This is a genomic window from Exiguobacterium indicum HHS 31 (assembly GCF_001939065.1).
GTDB lineage: Bacteria > Bacillota > Bacilli > Exiguobacteriales > Exiguobacteriaceae > Exiguobacterium_A > Exiguobacterium_A indicum.
In genome coordinates this window covers 154,876-170,780 of sequence record NZ_MPSZ01000001.1, presented here as the reverse complement: position 1 = coordinate 170,780, position 15,905 = coordinate 154,876, and the positions used below count along the sequence as shown (strand labels likewise).

The following is a 15,905-nucleotide window of genomic DNA, read 5'->3' as shown; positions in this document are numbered from 1 at the left end:
TTGCTTCTACCGCATTTATTCTACCGAACCCGCTTGTTGCTGTCAATCGTTGCCGAAATCAATCAACTGGTCGAGGACACGTTTTGAACGTAGACGTAACCCGCTGTAGCGTTCCATATAAGCATCCATGATTTGACGCAATAGACGCTTCGTTTCCGGCTTCACCGTCACTGTCCCGATCCGCGAGAAATCATAGACAGAAAACACATAGAGCATCTTCGCGACTGCCTCTGACATAAAGACAGCATGTTCATCCTCATGGCGATGCCGGCGACAGAGTAGACCACCGTGGTGTAACGAAAAAGCAAACGGTGCTTCAGCACTCCCGCAAATCGTACAGCCATTCAAGTGCGGCGCAATCCCTAGATGACGCAACAGGCGCAACTCGATGATGAAAGAGACGACGTCGGGATCAAGTCCTTCATCCATCGCCTCCAGTCCTTCGACGAACAAATCATAGAGTGCCGGTTGCGGCACTCGTTCATCAAGCGCTTTATCTGCCAGCTCCAGTAGATACATCGCATACGCCATCAAGACGACATCTTGCCGGATATGCGCGTGGCTCGTGATGACGTCTGCTGATTTCAACTGACCGAGACCACGTGACCGTGGATAGATATAGACGGCTCGAACGAAAGGCTGGCTTGCCGCGTTGAAACGACTACCCGGCTTCTTCGCTCCTCGCGCCATGACGGCGAGCTTGCCGTATTCACGTGTCAGTAGCGTGACGATCTTATTCGATTCACCGTATACGACCGTTCGTAGTACAAGCCCTTCCGCCTTATCGATCATCGCTTAATACTCGTCATCGCGGAAGCCAAGTTCACGCAATTGACCGGCCTTGTTACGCCAATCCTTTTGGACTTTGACCCACAAGTTCAGGTAAACTTTTGTTCCGAGTAACATCTCGATGTCCGTTCGTGCTTCAGAGCCGATTTCTTTTAGAAGTGCTCCGCGTTTACCGATGATGATTCCTTTTTGGGAATCGCGCTCGATCAAGATCGTCGCATGGACATCGACCATGTTTCCATTCTCACGCGTCTTGATTTGATCAATCGCGACTGCGATCGAGTGTGGTACTTCGTCGCGTGTCTTCTGCAAGACTTTCTCACGAATCATCTCTGAGATGATGAAACGCTCCGGGTGGTCAGTGACTTGATCCGCCGGATAATACATCGGTCCTTCTGGTAAGATCTTCGCGATTTCTTCAAGTAACGGTCCGACGTTGTTACCTTGAAGCGCAGAGATCGGAACGACTGCCGCAAACTCGAGCTCATTTTTATATGACTCGATGATTGGCGGAATATCATTCGGATGAATCAAATCGACCTTATTCATGACGAGAATGATGGGTGTATCGAGTTCCTTCAATTTTTCAATGATGAAATCGTCGCCTTTTCCTTTTGGTTCTGTCACGTTGACCATGAACAAAATCGCATCAACTTCACGCAATGCGTTCGTTGCGACCTTCATCATGAAGTCACCGAGTTTATGTTTTGGTTTATGAATCCCTGGTGTATCGATGAAAATCGTCTGAACGTCTTCTGTCGTATAGACACCTTGGATTTTATTTCGCGTCGTTTGTGGCTTATCAGACATGATGGCAATCTTTTGTCCGATGACACGGTTGAGGAATGTCGATTTTCCGACGTTCGGGCGTCCGATGATCGAGACAAAGCCCGATTTGAATCCTTCTTTAAACATGTAAATCCCCTTTCGTGAATGCTCCTGGTAAGAGGGCGCCCACTGTTGTTTCTGTGACATCCCCTTTAAGGTTCGTCAAATAGATTGGCATATCTGCGTCACACATCTCTGATAGCACTTGGCGGCATTGTCCACATGGTGCGACCGGTCCTTCTGTGTCCGCAACGACAGCCATCGCTGCATACTCGCGCGCATCCTGTGCCCACGCAGAGAAGATTGCTGTCCGTTCTGCACAGTTACAAAGACCATATGCAGCGTTTTCAATATTGCAACCATGGAAGACTTGTCCGTCTTTTGTTAGTAGAGCAGCACCGACTTGGAATTTCGAATATGGAACATACGCTTTTTCGCGTGCACGTTTAGCTTGTTCGAGTAATTGTTCTGTTTTCATGTGAGTATCCCCTTCTTAGGAACGGTATTGGCCAAAAAGGCCGGATTCTTATTGTACCAAATATGGGATGAAGATGCATAGTGCAATTGCAATAGATGTAAGCGCCAACACAAGAACAGCTCCACTTGCAATATCCTTGACTGCTTTTGCCAGTGGATGCCATTCCTGCGTCACGAGATCAACGACGCGCTCAAACGCTGTATTGAACATCTCGGCACTGATGACGATCCCGACCGTCAAGAAGAGGATCGCTCGCTCGACAGACGTCAAGGGTAATAGAAAGGCGACAAGCAACACGATGGCACCAACTGTCACGTGAACTTTCATATGCCGTTCTTCTCGAATCGATTGGCGCAATCCGTTCATGGCATGTCGAAAGGGTTGCCACCAGCTTTTCACAATGTGCCCCGATATAACTCGAAGTGATGCAGGATTTCCTCCTGTCGCTTCGTCATGACTTCCTCATCTGCTTTTTCAATGTGATCGTATCCGAGTAAATGGAGAAAACCATGGACAGCGAGGAAACCGAGCTCTCGCTCAAAATGATTCCCATACTCTGCCGCTTGTTCACGACACCGTTCTACGGAAATGATCAAATCGCCGAGGACGATTGGTTCGTCTTCGAGCAATCCAAAATCGATTTCATCTTCTCCGAGTTCTTCCATCGCAAAGGAAATGACGTCTGTCGCCTGATCCTTTCCACGCCATTCACGATTGATTTCTTGAATCTCATCGTTTGAGACGAAAGTCACGGACAACTCACTATTTGAATCGACTTCTTCTTGTTCCGCCGTGTAAATCAAAATCGATTCGACAAGCTGTCGTTGTTCTTCCGTTAGACGATTATTTTCGTCTGTCATATAAATATTCATGTCGTTGCCTCTTTCTTTAATTCTGGATACTCGATTCGTTCATGGAACAAACCGGATAAGGTATGACACGCACTTTCACCAACGCGATAAATCTCACGTGTCGTAATGTCACATTCCGCAAATTGATCATCCATCATCTTTTCACGAATGATTTTCGCGACCAAGTCCCGAATTCCTTCTTCTGAAGGAGCTTTCATCGAACGAACTGCCGCTTCAATCGAGTCAACAATCATGATGACCGCCGCTTCACGAGTTTGTGGTTTCGGACCCGTGTAACGGAACGTCTCCTCATCGACCTCACCTTGTTCTGCTGCCTTGACATAAAAGTATCTCAGCAGAGAGGTTCCATGATGCTGGCGGCAAATATCGATGATCGCTGCTGGCAGTTTTGCGTCTTCGAGTAATTCAACACCATCCTCGGTATGTGCCAAGATGACACGTGCCGACTCTTCCGGTGTCAATCGATCATGGGGATTGCGTCCATGCTGGTTTTCAATGAAATAAAGCGGTCGTCGCGTTTTCCCTAAATCATGATAGTAGGCTCCGACTCGTGCAAGCAATCCATCTGCTCCGATTGCTTCACAGGCTGTTTCTGCTAGGTTCGCGACCATCATACTATGATGGTACGTTCCCGGTGCTTCAACTAATAGTTTTTTGAGTAACGGATGCGTCGGGTTCAACAGTTCGAGTAGGCGGGTCGGTGCTAAAATACCGAATGTCATCTCAAGAAACGGCAATAGTCCAATTGCTAGGACGGCACTCAAGATACCGCTCGCAATCGCAAAACCAACTAAAATCAGCGTTTCTCGTAGTTCGAACGTTCCACTTCGTAACAGGACGAATGCTAAGAAAATCGCGATGTTTGCTCCGGCAATCGAAACACTGCTCATGAAAATACGACGTCGTGACAAACTAGAGCGCAGGAAAAACGTTGCGACTAAACCACCGACCAATAAATAGATTGCGATATTGAAGCTGAAGTTCTGGTTCGTACTATAGAAGAACGTTCCGGCAAGCGCCGTAAACAGAGAACTCGATAATGCAATCCGTTCGTTCAATAAATTGCGCAAGACGAGCGCAGCAAAAGCGGTCGGCGTGAGTAAGTAAAATGCTGGATTGATGTCGTCTGCTAAGAACGCCATACCATACATGACGAGTAATTGTAGACTGACGACGAGGTAGACAAGCCCGAATAATCGAATCCGCCCCATTTGAGCGTATCGCAGTTTTGAACGGTGAATGAATCCAAATAAAAAGGCAGTCATCAACGCACTGACAAGCATCGCCCCGAGTAACGGTTTCAACGACTGTCGATCAGAAATCAAGCCGACTAATTGTAGCTGACGATAGGCATCTTGTGAAATCACTTCGCCTCGTTTAACGATCACTTCGCCTTCTGAAATGATGACTGGTTCAACTTTATCACTCGTCTGCTTACGAAGCTGTTCCGTCTTTTCCGGATCATAGACGTAGTTCGTCACGATCAGTTGATCGGTCATCGCTTTAGCGACTGCTTTTAGTGAAAAGGACAGTGGCGAACGTTCAATATCCGTTCGCGCATTCTCACGTGCCTCCGCTACTTCACCACCATCAGACGAGATACGTTGACGCATCGCTTCTTCAATCGCGGTGATGACGACGTCACGTGTCGTATTCCGTAGTGCTGTCGTCGACGTCACAAGCAAGCGTAACTCATCATCCTTCAAAAGAGTTGCCGCCTCCGTTCCACGCAGACGCTGTTTGATTTTACCGATCTCATTTGTTTTTTTGATACCAGACAAACTCGCAAAAAGTTGTTCGACTTTATCAATTTGTTGTGCTGCATACTCTTGTTTGATCGTATACTGACTCTCGATTGCAGCAACCGAATTTTCCTTGATTTGATTTGTTGCAACCCGGTCCTCCATCGTCAAGGGTGACCGGATATCTTCTTCTGCAATTGAGAATGGTTCTGCGGACAAGGCTTCTGGCCGAACACTGACATACATCATCGTCGATACGACGAGATAGAATACTACTGTCAAAAGCCCGACCCAGACCCCAACCTTGCGCATATCATCTCCCCCTTTTCCATCTATTTTCGTAACGGCTTATGTCAAATCCTGACTATAAGCATCAACGATTTTTCGGACAAGTGGGTGACGCACGACATCCGCTGAGCCAAAGTGCTCAAAATGAATCCCTTTGACATTGCCGAGCAAATGTAACGCTTCTTGTAGACCAGACGTTTTTCCTCGCGGAAGATCGACTTGTGTCAAATCGCCTGTGACGATCATCTTCGAATGGAATCCGAGACGCGTCAAGAACATCTTCATTTGTTCACGTGTCGTATTTTGCGCTTCATCAAGAATGACGAAGGCATGTTCAAGTGTCCGTCCACGCATGTAAGCGAGCGGCGCGATCTCGATGACGCCACGCTCAAGCAGACGAGCCGTATGTTCGACACCAAGTACGTCATGTAGCGCATCGTATAGAGGACGTAGATAGGGATCGACTTTTTCTTTCAGATCCCCTGGAAGGAATCCTAGATTTTCTCCTGCTTCTACTGCTGGACGCGTCAGGACAAGTCGTTTGACGTGACCTTCCTTTAACGCTTTTGCCGCCATCACGACAGCAAGATACGTTTTTCCGGTTCCCGCTGGTCCAATACCAAATGTCAAATCACAGCGGTCGATTCCCCGAACGTAACGTGCTTGACCGAGTGTCTTTGCACGAAGTGGTTTTCCTTTATGATTCGTATGAATGACCGTATCGTAAAGTTCCAGTAGTTCATCCACCCGATCTTGACGTGCCAGTTGAATGGCGCTCGTCGCGTCACGCTCCGTCAAAACAGCTCCACGATTCACAAGTTGTTTCAAGACGCCTACGACCTGTCCTGCTAAGATTACAGACTGCTCCTGTTCGGATTGTGCCAACAGCTCATCTCCTCGATGCGTAAGCTGAACGTCAAGTTCTGCTTCCATCGTACGTAAGACTGCATCATTCGGACCGACGAATGCTTGAATCTGTTCTGAATTCGAAAATGCAAATGGGATTCTTTCGTTGAATATCACGTTGTGAATGGCCTCCTAGTCATGGATAACAAGTTGTCATCGCTTCATATCTAATCTCTTCCACTTTAGCACTTCCGCCGAAAAGATGGAAAGAAAAACCCGTTCCCACCTTTTGGGAAATAAAAAGAGTCGATCCTACGCGTTTCGTAGGATCGACTCACTGTCTAATCATCATCGTTTTCGTTTTGAAACGGGTGCACCCAGAACCTCACTCCAGACGATGGCACGACGCATTTCATCCTGTGAGAGTCTCGTCGCTGATGCTGAACGACTCGACGTTCCAATAGCACCGTCTGCGACGCTATCTTTGATTTCACCGATCGTCGAAGAGGACATCCCTTTTTTCGAATGTTGTTTCTGACGCTGGTCCAAACGTTGTTGCAATTCCGTTCGTTCATGAACGGGTCGCGCTTTTGTTTGCGTTACCCCCGGTTGTTTCTTCGCGGGTGCTTTTTTACGAACGACAGGTGGAGGTACCATCTCTTGTCGCGCCGTATCGACCTGTTCGGTTATTTGTTTCACATAGTCGCCGAACTCCTTTGAAGGTGTCCGGTTCGTCTGCTTCGGTTTTTTATCCGCTGCTTTTGAGATGACGGAGATGACACCGAATGCGATCATCAATCCGACCCATATGATATCCATACCGTCTCACCCTTTATTGTGAGTCATTTGGTGATGATTGCCCACCGATTGCTTGACGCATTTTCGTATCTGCCGTCACGTTCAAGTAGTTTGCATAATCCATGACGCCAAAGTTACCGTCACGCATCGCTTCAGCGATCGCAAGCGGCACTTCCGCTTCAGCAGCGACAACCTTCGCACGCATCTCTTCAACACGTGATTTCATCTCTTGTTCACTTGCAATCGCCATTGCGCGACGTTCTTCCGCTTTTGCTTGCGCAATGTTCTTATCTGCTTCTGCTTGATCCGTCTGCAGAACCGCACCGATATTTTTCCCGATATCAATGTCCGCGATATCAATCGAGAGAATCTCGAACGCCGTACCCGAATCGAGTCCTTTCGCAAGAACCGTCCGTGAGATCATCTCTGGATTCTCAAGTACTTCTTTTTGGTCATTACACGAACCAATGGTTGAGATGACACCCTCACCAACACGTGCGATGACCGTTTCTTCCCCAGCACCACCGACGAGACGATCAATGTTCGCACGTACCGTGATCCGGGCTTTCGCTTTTACTTCAATCCCGTTCATTGCCACACCGGCGATAAATGGTGTTTCGATGACTTTCGGGTTAACCGACATTTGAACAGCTTCCAGAACGTTACGACCAGCAAGATCAATCGCTGCTGCGCGTTCGAAGCTCAACTCGATATTCGCACGATGTGCTGCAATCAAGGCATTGACGACGCGGTCAACGTTACCACCGGCAAGGAAGTGACTTTCCAGTTGATTCGTATTCAAGTTCAATCCCGCTTTAACTGCCTTAATCAACGGATTGACGATTTTAGATGGTGTCACTCGACGTAGTCGCATCCCGACTAATGTAAAGATCGATACACGTACGCCTGCTGCGAGCGAGCTGATCCAAAGTGGGATCGGAACGAGCGTGAAGAAGATGGCGAGGAAAATTAAAATTCCTCCAGATATGAGTAATACGGTCAATAGTTCAGGTGTCATGTGTGGGACTCCTCCTTCGTATGTTGGACTCTAACAATGACGCGTCCATGCGTCACTTCTTTTACGACGATTGTTTCCCCCGCTTGAATGAAGGTCCCTTCCGTTACGGCATCAATTCGATTCCCATCGATTTCAATCGTTCCTGATGGACGAAGAGGCGTCAAACTGACTCCTTCTTGTCCTAACAGTTGTACTTTGTCTTGATGGGAGAGATAGCCTTTTTCAGACGATGTCGAATCCGTCAAAATCAAACCGCGCCATAGTAACGACTGATTTGATTTAATTCTGCGATACGCCCAGTATCCGGCCGCAAGCGATAGAAATACAGCAAGTCCGATTGCGATACCTACTTGACCAACTGTAGCGCCTGCCATGATCAGACTAGCAAGGACCGCACCGATTCCGAGGACTCCAAAGATTCCGAACCCTGTGACGAATATTTCGACCAGTAACATGAGGACCCCAATCATGAAGACCGCCAAAATCATTCCTAAGCTAAACGTCATGCGTACGTTCACCCCTTTTCATTCGTGTCAGAAGCTGCTTCTTTTGCACTTTGATTCGTTACTATAATTATATACGCTTTCAAAACAAAAAGGTTTCATGACTATTCTGAATTCATTAAGAAACTTTTAATTGTGACAGGAACGACAAAAAAGGTGCCCCGAAGGACACCTTTTTCATGTATTAAGCGAGCCGTTGTTTGACGAGTCGATTAATTAACGCACCGTCTGCCTTGCCTTTAAGCTGTGGCATGACGATACCCATTACTTTCCCCATATCTGAAGGAGCAGAGGCACCCGTCTGCGCAATAGCTGCGTCGACGATTTCCTGTACTTCTTCCTCGGAAAGCTGTTTTGGCATATAAGCTTCGAGCACGACAATCTCTGCTTGAATTTTCTCGACGAGATCGTGACGACCAGCGCTTTCGAATTCTCGGAGGGAGTCGTTGCGCTGCTTCATTTCACGTGAAAGAATTGTTAATTCTTCCTCGTCTGTCAATTCTTGCTTACCGAGTTTGATCGTTTCATTTTGCAGCGATGATTTCACCATCCGAATCGTCGTAAGACGATCTTTTTCACGTAGACGCATGGCTTCTTTCATATCCGCTGTCAAACGCTCCTGAAGACTCATGAGGATACACCCTCTCTAACGTTAGAACTTCTTACGCTTACGCGCAGCCTCCGATTTAAGCTTACGTTTTACACTTGGCTTTTCGTAGTGTTTACGTTTACGAACTTCTGCAAGCGTACCATCTTTTGAAACACCACGTTTGAAGCGACGAAGTGCGTCTTCAAGTGATTCATTTTTACGTACACGAGTTTCCACTAGTTTTCCCTCCCTCCGATATTACCGACTAAAGGAAACGTGTCAGACACGTCATACAACATTATAGTAGGAATATACAATTTGGTCAACAGTTGATTCTAGCGACTTTTCTGTACCCTACGCTGTTCCTTTTTGTTCTTATCTATCCTCTCATGGTTGCATCCGTTTGACAACAAAATCTAGTCATTCCTGCATCAAAATCCAGAAACTTTTTTGTAAGCGTTATCATCTATTTTTTAAAATGTTTTGTCAAAAAGGGTGATGATGTGTCAAAATATAGACAATTATCAAATAAAGGAGTGTGACATTACTTATGAAAGAAGCAAAGCGCATCATTTGGGGATTGATTCTCGGGGTGATTCTCGGAATCGTCCTCGCTTCCTTACCGGACAAGTCGATTTATGAGGGATTGAATAAATATGCTTTACAACCCATCGGAACGATCTTCCTGAACTTAATTAAGATGCTCGTCGTACCGATCGTCTTCTTCTCAATCGCCCTTGGCGTCATGGGACTTGGAAATCCAAAAGAGCTTGGTCGTGTTGGTGGTAAAGCCATCACTTATTTCATGACGACGACAGCTGTCGCAATTGTCATTGCTCTCGGTTTGTCATTACTGATCAAACCGGGTACGTTTGGTAACTTCGAGACGCAAGGTCTGGAATATGATAACGGAAATCTACCAGATACGAGCATAATCAACACAATCGTTGGTATGTTCCCGACGAACCCGATCACGTCGATGGCGGAAGGAAATATGCTACAAATCATCGTCTTCAGTGTCTTTATCGGTTTTGGGATCACGTTCCTCGGTCAAAAAGTCTCGACACTACGGACGTTCATCGAGCAGGGTAATGATTTAATGACGTACTTGATCACGCTCGTCATGAAAATGGCACCGCTTGGAGCATTTGCTTTGATCGCATCAGCCGTCGGTTCTCAAGGGTGGGATTCGCTAAAAGCAATGGGACTTTATATGGGTGTCGTCATCTTGTCACTATTCGTCCATTCCGTATTGACGTATGGTTCGACTGTTTCACTTCTTGGGAAGATGAACCCGTTCTTCTTCTTTAAGAAGTTCGCACCTGTCATGCTGTTCGCTTTCTCGACGTCTTCGTCGAACGCAACACTCCCTGTTGCGATGCAAACGGCTCAAAAAGAGTTGAAGGTTCCGCGTTCCGTCTCAAGTTTCGTCCAGCCTCTTGGTGCGACGATCAACATGGATGGAACAGCAATCATGCAAGGTGTCGCGACTGTCTTCATCGCGCAAGTCTACGCTGTTGACTTGACGCCAGGTCAACTTGCGACGGTCGTCCTGACAGCTGTTCTTGCATCGGTCGGAACAGCCGGTGTACCGGGTGTCGGTCTCGTCATGTTGACGATGGTTCTTCAATCGGTCAATCTACCGGTCGAAGGGATCGCTTTAATCATCGGTGTCGATCGTCTTCTTGATATGATGCGGACAGCCGTCAACATCACTGGTGACGCAGCATGTGCCGTCATCGTCTCGAAATCGGAAGAAGGTAATCTGAAAGAAGAAGAGAACGAAGAAACGGATGAGCGTTACGCTTGATTGCACGTTTCTCGACTGACGAAAAGGACGTTCCGCCAACTGCGGAACGTCCTTTTTTATCTGTTCACTTATTTTGATAAGACGAATGAGCTAAGTCCTTCGACACGAACCGTACCTGATACGTTACGGATTGCTTTGGTTCCTGCTTGTTTACCGTCTACAAGCAGCTTCCATTTTCCTTTTGGTAACTTCATGTCGACTGCTTTTCGATTTGCATTGTGAATGACATAGAGATCCTCTTTTTGTTTCGGCGCAGAATCATCTAGTCGATACGCGATGACTTGAGCTGGTGCTGCTTCAAACGTCAGGTAACGACGAATGTCTTTTGCTGTTGCTAAATGAAGTACTGGATTCTTTTTGCGTAACTCGATCAATCCTGTCATATAATCAACGTCTTGTTGACGGTCCATCTTCCGTTTCCAGTCGAGCTGGTTGACAGAATCCGGTGATTTATATGAGTTATGGTCGCCGCCCTTCGTCCGCATGAAATCCTGTCCTGCATGGATGAACGTTGTTCCTTGAGACGTCAACAAGATACTTGAAGCCAAACGATGCATCTTTGTCTTCGTTGCGTCATTGTCTTTCGGATTCGTCAGGTTCAACTTATCCCAGAGCGTATGGTTATCATGTGCTTCAACGTAAGTGATCGCTTGATCTGGTTCTTGCGTAAATCCTTTAATCTCTTTGTTATAAGCAATCTCTCCGACGATTCCGCGTTTGATGCGCGTTTCAAGACCCGTTGCTCCGTTAATGAAACCAGCATCTGAATCGATGAAGACGCTACCTTTGAGCGCATCGCGTAGGTTGTCATTGAAATGTCCGATTCCTGGCATTTGTTTTGTATTCGTTTGGTTGGCCTTCTCTGAATCTGGAAGCGGTGTTCCAAGGCTCCACCCTTCTCCGAATATGAGAATCGACGGATCAATTCGTTTTGTCGCCTGTTTGACATCATTCATCGTCTTGACGTCATGAATGCCCATTAAGTCAAATCGGAATCCGTCCCAGTGGTATTCTTTCGCCCAGTAAGAGACAGAATCAACGATCAATTTGTGCATCATTTGACGCTCAGACGCTGTATCGTTTCCGACACCCGTTCCGTTCGCTAAATCGCCGCCTTCTGTATAACGGTAGTAATAACCAGGAACGATTTTATCAAGGTTTGATGCCTTTGCGTCAAACATGTGGTTGTAGACGACATCCATGATAGCACGAAGTCCATTGTCATGTAGCCCTTGAATCATCTGCTTCATTTCCTTGATTCGGACTTTTGGATCATAGGGGTTTGTCGCATACGATCCTTCTGGTGCGTTATAGTTCTTTGGATCATAACCCCAGTTATACGATTTAAGCGGGTTCGTCTCATCGACGGAAGCTGTGTTGAAATCATAGACTGGAATGAACTGAACGTGCGTGATGCCAAGTTCCTTCAGATGATCAAGTCCCGTCTTCGTCTTCGTTTTCTTACCATCCTTCGTTAAACGTGTACCTGGCTCGATGACGCCGAGATACTTCCCTTTTTGTTTGATACCTGAATCGTAACCCGAGTTCGTCACATCAAACATCGATAAATCACGGACGTGTGATTCATAGATGATCGCATCTGTCGCATGGCGAAGTGGCATTTTTCCATTTGTCCAGCGTTTTGGATCCGTCTCGCGTAAGTCGACGACGACACCTTGGTCGCCATTGACGGCGACTGCTGTCGCATACGGATCAACCGCACGCGTCGATTCTTTGGCATGTTTGACTTCGTATGTGTATCCGACACCGTCAAGATCGCCCTTGACCGTCACTTGATACACACCACGATCCGTTCGTTCCATCTTGATTTCGCGCGTGATATCTTTTGTCGTAGCAGCTTGTTGCTTTGGTAAGCGATACAATTCGAGCTCGACCGCTTGTGCTGTCGGTGCCCAAACTTTAAACGTCGTCTTTGACTTTTGATAGTCGACACCGAGTTTTCCATCGTAGGCATACTTTTGGTCGAATGCTTTCGAACGGAGCACTTTACCCGCTTCAAGGACTGCTTCTCCAAAAACAGGATGAGACGCTCGGACGACTTTTGCTAAATCGATATCTGAAGTGACTTCGACTTTTACCGTTTTGGCATCGATTGCTGACACGGCTGGATTCGTCACGCCTTCAAACGTAAATGCCTTTACGTCTTCTTCCGTCAACGGTGCATTCGTTTTCAATGTCATCGTCCGGAAGTCATCTGCTAAAAAGCTTGTGATTTTCGGTGTGCGATCGATTTCCGGTTTGCTGTAGTATACCGTCTGATCCCCTTCAATCAACCAGATGTCTTTCGCCCCTGCATAAAAGAAACGATCAGCTCCGTCTTTTTCCGACCATCCTTCAAGATGAGGAATAACGCCTGCAAGACGTGCTTTCGTCGGATTATCGAGTGTTACCTTGGCAACGGCACCGAACTCATCTTGCTTGTCAAACTCGAATCGCTTGCCATCTTGCTCTTCCGGCCAAGACCAAACGCCATACTTTTCATAATCATTGTCATACCGGTAATAGTGGATGTTCGTGTCGATATTTTCGACATCTGCTCCATTGCTTGGATTGACTGTCGAGATGTTCTTACTTCCCGACTCGATCCAGATTTCAGCAACACCATTTTTAATCATGTCTTTCGTAATGAAGCGATCATTCTCAGATCCCCCATCTTTGTTCCAGTTATCATCTCGAACGATAAAGCCGATTTTTTCCGGCTGATCAACTGGGAATTCATAAGCTGCGATTTTTCCGTAAGCATCCTCGCCGTTAAAAGCATGAGCTTTATTCGGAAAATAATCCGGTCCATTTGCCCATAACCACAGATTCCAATCCTTCGTGGCATTCGGGTCTGCCTCATTCGGGTCTGCCTTGTAGTGAATGATGACCAATGTCGACTTCCCTTTTTCCAGTGCTTGACCAGATAAAGAGAGTCCACTAAATATCAGTGCAAACGTTAGCGCAACGATACAAACGAATCTCATGCGTTTCATACGGTAGCCATCTCCTTTTGGTATGTAATCGTTTTCATTTTGCATCCGTTTACAAGTCCTGTCAAAGCCTATTTCATCGGTTTGGTCGAAAATAAGACTTTTGAACCAAGCACTTTTTTTCAAAAAGAATGGGGAGTTACATCAGAGGAAGACAGAAAAAAAGCGTCTCCACAATCATGTGCTAGAGACGCTCATCCTGATTTGTCTGATGGTACTACTAGTTATAGCTTACGATCGTGCAAGAAGTTTAGCGATTGTCTGCTTCGTCTGTTCCATTGATTCGTCCGATGCAAAGAAATACCAGACACCATCACTTGCGATATATCCTTCTCCCTCGATTTTCAGCGGCTTTAATTGTTCGAACCCCCGCTGATTTTCCTGCGCTAGTTGCGCTGCGACATCGAGTCCAATATTCGTCGTAAAGTTGTTTTTCATGACGTCCGTAATCTTTTCGAGTTGCGTCAACAACTGTGGTCCAGCAAGCTTCATTCCGACGGCTTCTAGCACTTGACGCTGACGAATTTGTCGTCCCATATCGCCGAGTGGATCTTGCTTTCGCATCCGAGCGTAACCACTCGCTTCAAGACCCGTCAGATGAATTTTCCCTTTCTCATACTCCTTTTGAAGACGACGGTCGTTCCAACTGAAGGCAGATGGATTGTCGACCGTGACACCCCCAACAGCATCGACCAACTCAATCAATCCATCCATGTTGATTTTCGCATAATAAGGAATATCGGTCTCAAACGTCTGCTCCACCGTCTCGACTGTCTCTTTCACCCCCCCATAGGCATAGGTATGATTGATTTTAGTCTTTTCGCCAGACGGCACGGTTACCTGCATATCTCTTGGAATGGACAGGGAAGTCGCTTGTCTTGTTTTTGGATTGAATGAAAGAAGCATGATGGCATCGGCACGTCCTTTATCGTTTTTCCGTTCATCCACGCCCAGTAATAAGACATTGACCGGCTTCATCGATTCGAGTGGTTTCGGCCGCTCTCCATCTAACGGTGTTAAGAACGCGTCTGCCGTTTGCTTCACTTTTAAAAAAGCTAAACCAGCTGATGTACTAGCAATCAGAACGAACCCTAGTAGGAGCGCACTCAATACGCGCCAAACAAGGCGTGGTTTTCTTTTCGCCATTCGGGATCTCATGTCATGAACTCCTTCATAGTGTGTTTTCATACGTCTTCATCAATCCAGCAATGTTCGAATTATGCAGGAACAATACGGAGTCGACTTGTTTTTGTTTAGCGAACTGCGAGACGTCGAATGATTTTGGCACATAACGAACGTCGACGACTTCCAGATTGGCACTTTTAGCAAGGAACGGTAAGACGGGATTCGCGAATGAATCCTTTAAGACGAGAATCGTTGGGCGATCATTCTTCGTCTGCTCCTTCATCGACATGATGCCGTGATTCCCGCGCAAGAATACTTCATACCGATCGACGTAATCTCCCTCCTGCTGAACGAAGGATTCATCAATGACTGGGCGATCGCATGCCCCGTCGTAACAGACATCGATCCCTTTAAAGAATGCTGGTCCATAATAAGCTAACTGATCACCGGACGTCGCGTACGCAAGCGTCGTCTTTCGCGCTAATGAACCATAATAGGTATGCTCATCCTCTTTACGATCTGCTTTTGATGGTGTGACCGGTTGCAAGCCCATCCCCTTCGTAATCGTCTGGTATGCTGACGCTGCCCCGTCGATATTCCAGTGATGATCCGTCTTGAAGTAGTCCGTTAGTTTTAATTGATCAAGTGACAAATTCGTCATCCCGGCAGCCTTGAAGTCACGAATCATTCCTGCGTAACGTGTCCGTGCATTCGAAGCAACATACGATGGGATCAACTGATCGCGTTCAGCAATGACCGTCTTCGATGGAGCTAGCGCCATATATACGGGTCGATCGACTTCTTGCACGAATTGCTGAAACGCGTTTGGAATCTGGACTTGAGTCGAGGCACTCGGTTCGATCATATAGCCATTTTTAGCTGTATAGATTCCATTACGAAATGGCTGTCTGAAGACATCCTTCGATAGTAGCGCTTGCATCTCAACGAACGTTCCCCGCAAAAGTAGTTGATCCGTGAAATACGTCTCCATCTTCAGCATGTCTTTTCCAGTCGCGATTCCTTCGATCGTCGGATTGACCGATTGTGCGAGCGTACGGTTTTCTAACTGGGAACGCACACGATCCTCTCGGACGATCGTTCCGATACCAATCGTTAACAAGATGAGTAAAAAACTAATCGTCGTCACCCACATCATGATCCGTTCAAAAGAAGTCGTCCGTTTTTGTCCCTGCTTATTTTCTGTTTCAAGTGGCTGTGCCATCAGT

The 15,905-nt window shown here is 46.8% G+C and carries 16 protein-coding genes; 1 reads left to right on the top strand and 15 read right to left on the bottom strand.

Annotated features, from left to right (window positions below; all coding sequences use genetic code 11):
* Positions 1-42: 42 nt before the first annotated feature.
* The 12 genes from recO to rpsU all read right to left on the bottom strand — a co-directional run bounded on the left by recO (position 43) and on the right by rpsU (position 8,988).
* The gene (recO, locus tag N179_RS00870) at positions 43-792 is read right to left on the bottom strand and encodes a DNA repair protein RecO (RefSeq protein WP_023467502.1); all 750 of its coding nucleotides are present in this window, start codon (positions 790-792) and stop codon (positions 43-45) included.
* A 3-nt stretch (positions 793-795) separates the two neighbouring features.
* Positions 796-1,704 carry a GTPase Era gene (era, locus tag N179_RS00865; protein ID WP_023467500.1) on the bottom strand — a complete coding sequence of 303 codons (909 nt, stop codon included), beginning with the start codon at positions 1,702-1,704 and terminating at the stop codon, positions 796-798.
* The gene (locus N179_RS00860) at positions 1,697-2,095 is read right to left on the bottom strand and encodes a cytidine deaminase (RefSeq protein WP_023467498.1); all 399 of its coding nucleotides are present in this window, start codon (positions 2,093-2,095) and stop codon (positions 1,697-1,699) included. The genes era and N179_RS00860 overlap by 8 nt, the downstream gene beginning before the upstream one ends.
* A gap of 48 nt (positions 2,096-2,143) precedes the next feature.
* Positions 2,144-2,494 carry a diacylglycerol kinase gene (locus N179_RS00855; protein ID WP_058265082.1) on the bottom strand — a complete coding sequence of 117 codons (351 nt, stop codon included), beginning with the start codon at positions 2,492-2,494 and terminating at the stop codon, positions 2,144-2,146.
* Positions 2,491-2,967 carry an rRNA maturation RNase YbeY gene (gene ybeY / locus N179_RS00850; protein WP_029341033.1) on the bottom strand — a complete coding sequence of 159 codons (477 nt, stop codon included), beginning with the start codon at positions 2,965-2,967 and terminating at the stop codon, positions 2,491-2,493. Before ybeY ends, N179_RS00855 begins: the two co-directional genes overlap by 4 nt.
* Positions 2,964-5,021 carry an HD family phosphohydrolase gene (locus tag N179_RS00845; protein WP_058265081.1) on the bottom strand — a complete coding sequence of 686 codons (2,058 nt, stop codon included), beginning with the start codon at positions 5,019-5,021 and terminating at the stop codon, positions 2,964-2,966. Before N179_RS00845 ends, ybeY begins: the two co-directional genes overlap by 4 nt.
* 36 nt (positions 5,022-5,057) lie before the next feature.
* Entirely contained in the window at positions 5,058-6,020 is a 963-nt protein-coding gene (locus N179_RS00840; protein ID WP_023467492.1) for a PhoH family protein, read from the bottom strand.
* A 171-nt stretch (positions 6,021-6,191) separates the two neighbouring features.
* On the bottom strand, positions 6,192-6,662 hold the full coding sequence (locus N179_RS00835) for a hypothetical protein (RefSeq protein WP_023467490.1): 471 nt from the start codon (positions 6,660-6,662) through the stop codon (positions 6,192-6,194).
* 13 nt (positions 6,663-6,675) lie between these two features.
* Entirely contained in the window at positions 6,676-7,659 is a 984-nt protein-coding gene (gene floA / locus N179_RS00830; RefSeq protein WP_023467489.1) for a flotillin-like protein FloA, read from the bottom strand.
* The gene (locus N179_RS00825) at positions 7,656-8,165 is read right to left on the bottom strand and encodes an NfeD family protein (protein ID WP_023467487.1); all 510 of its coding nucleotides are present in this window, start codon (positions 8,163-8,165) and stop codon (positions 7,656-7,658) included. Before N179_RS00825 ends, floA begins: the two co-directional genes overlap by 4 nt.
* Positions 8,166-8,346: 181 nt before the next feature.
* A complete protein-coding gene (locus N179_RS00820) occupies positions 8,347-8,793 on the bottom strand; it encodes a GatB/YqeY domain-containing protein (RefSeq protein WP_023467485.1) in 447 nt (148 codons plus the stop codon).
* Between the two features lie 21 nt (positions 8,794-8,814).
* Entirely contained in the window at positions 8,815-8,988 is a 174-nt protein-coding gene (gene rpsU / locus N179_RS00815) for a 30S ribosomal protein S21 (RefSeq protein ID WP_012369719.1), read from the bottom strand.
* A gap of 313 nt (positions 8,989-9,301) precedes the next feature.
* On the opposite strand from rpsU, the gene N179_RS00810 reads away from it, so the two are divergent.
* Positions 9,302-10,561, top strand: coding sequence for a dicarboxylate/amino acid:cation symporter (locus tag N179_RS00810; RefSeq protein ID WP_050678369.1), 1,260 nt, complete (start codon positions 9,302-9,304; stop codon positions 10,559-10,561).
* A gap of 68 nt (positions 10,562-10,629) precedes the next feature.
* Here the strand turns inward: N179_RS00810 and pulA are convergent, their stop codons facing one another.
* The 3 genes from pulA to N179_RS00795 all read right to left on the bottom strand — a co-directional run bounded on the left by pulA (position 10,630) and on the right by N179_RS00795 (position 15,901).
* The gene (pulA, locus tag N179_RS00805) at positions 10,630-13,557 is read right to left on the bottom strand and encodes a type I pullulanase (protein ID WP_075642015.1); all 2,928 of its coding nucleotides are present in this window, start codon (positions 13,555-13,557) and stop codon (positions 10,630-10,632) included.
* A gap of 228 nt (positions 13,558-13,785) precedes the next feature.
* Positions 13,786-14,712 carry an LCP family protein gene (locus tag N179_RS00800; protein WP_023467480.1) on the bottom strand — a complete coding sequence of 309 codons (927 nt, stop codon included), beginning with the start codon at positions 14,710-14,712 and terminating at the stop codon, positions 13,786-13,788.
* Between the two features lie 13 nt (positions 14,713-14,725).
* A complete protein-coding gene (locus tag N179_RS00795; protein ID WP_075642014.1) occupies positions 14,726-15,901 on the bottom strand; it encodes a DHHW family protein in 1,176 nt (391 codons plus the stop codon).
* Positions 15,902-15,905: the final 4 nt, after the last annotated feature.

Excerpts from the sequence above, each read along its gene's own strand:
- recO (WP_023467502.1), bottom strand. The coding sequence starts at position 792 with ATGATCGATAAGGCGGAAGGGCTTGTACTACGAACGGTCGTATACGGT.
- era (WP_023467500.1), bottom strand. The coding sequence starts at position 1,704 with ATGTTTAAAGAAGGATTCAAATCGGGCTTTGTCTCGATCATCGGACGC.
- N179_RS00860 (WP_023467498.1), bottom strand. The coding sequence starts at position 2,095 with ATGAAAACAGAACAATTACTCGAACAAGCTAAACGTGCACGCGAAAAA.
- ybeY (WP_029341033.1), bottom strand. The coding sequence starts at position 2,967 with ATGAATATTTATATGACAGACGAAAATAATCGTCTAACGGAAGAACAA.
- N179_RS00845 (WP_058265081.1), bottom strand. The coding sequence starts at position 5,021 with ATGCGCAAGGTTGGGGTCTGGGTCGGGCTTTTGACAGTAGTATTCTAT.
- N179_RS00835 (WP_023467490.1), bottom strand. The coding sequence starts at position 6,662 with ATGGATATCATATGGGTCGGATTGATGATCGCATTCGGTGTCATCTCC.
- floA (WP_023467489.1), bottom strand. The coding sequence starts at position 7,659 with ATGACACCTGAACTATTGACCGTATTACTCATATCTGGAGGAATTTTA.
- N179_RS00825 (WP_023467487.1), bottom strand. The coding sequence starts at position 8,165 with ATGACGTTTAGCTTAGGAATGATTTTGGCGGTCTTCATGATTGGGGTC.
- N179_RS00820 (WP_023467485.1), bottom strand. The coding sequence starts at position 8,793 with ATGAGTCTTCAGGAGCGTTTGACAGCGGATATGAAAGAAGCCATGCGT.
- N179_RS00810 (WP_050678369.1), top strand. The coding sequence starts at position 9,302 with ATGAAAGAAGCAAAGCGCATCATTTGGGGATTGATTCTCGGGGTGATT.
- pulA (WP_075642015.1), bottom strand. The coding sequence starts at position 13,557 with ATGAAACGCATGAGATTCGTTTGTATCGTTGCGCTAACGTTTGCACTG.
- N179_RS00800 (WP_023467480.1), bottom strand. The coding sequence starts at position 14,712 with ATGAGATCCCGAATGGCGAAAAGAAAACCACGCCTTGTTTGGCGCGTA.
- N179_RS00795 (WP_075642014.1), bottom strand. The coding sequence starts at position 15,901 with ATGGCACAGCCACTTGAAACAGAAAATAAGCAGGGACAAAAACGGACG.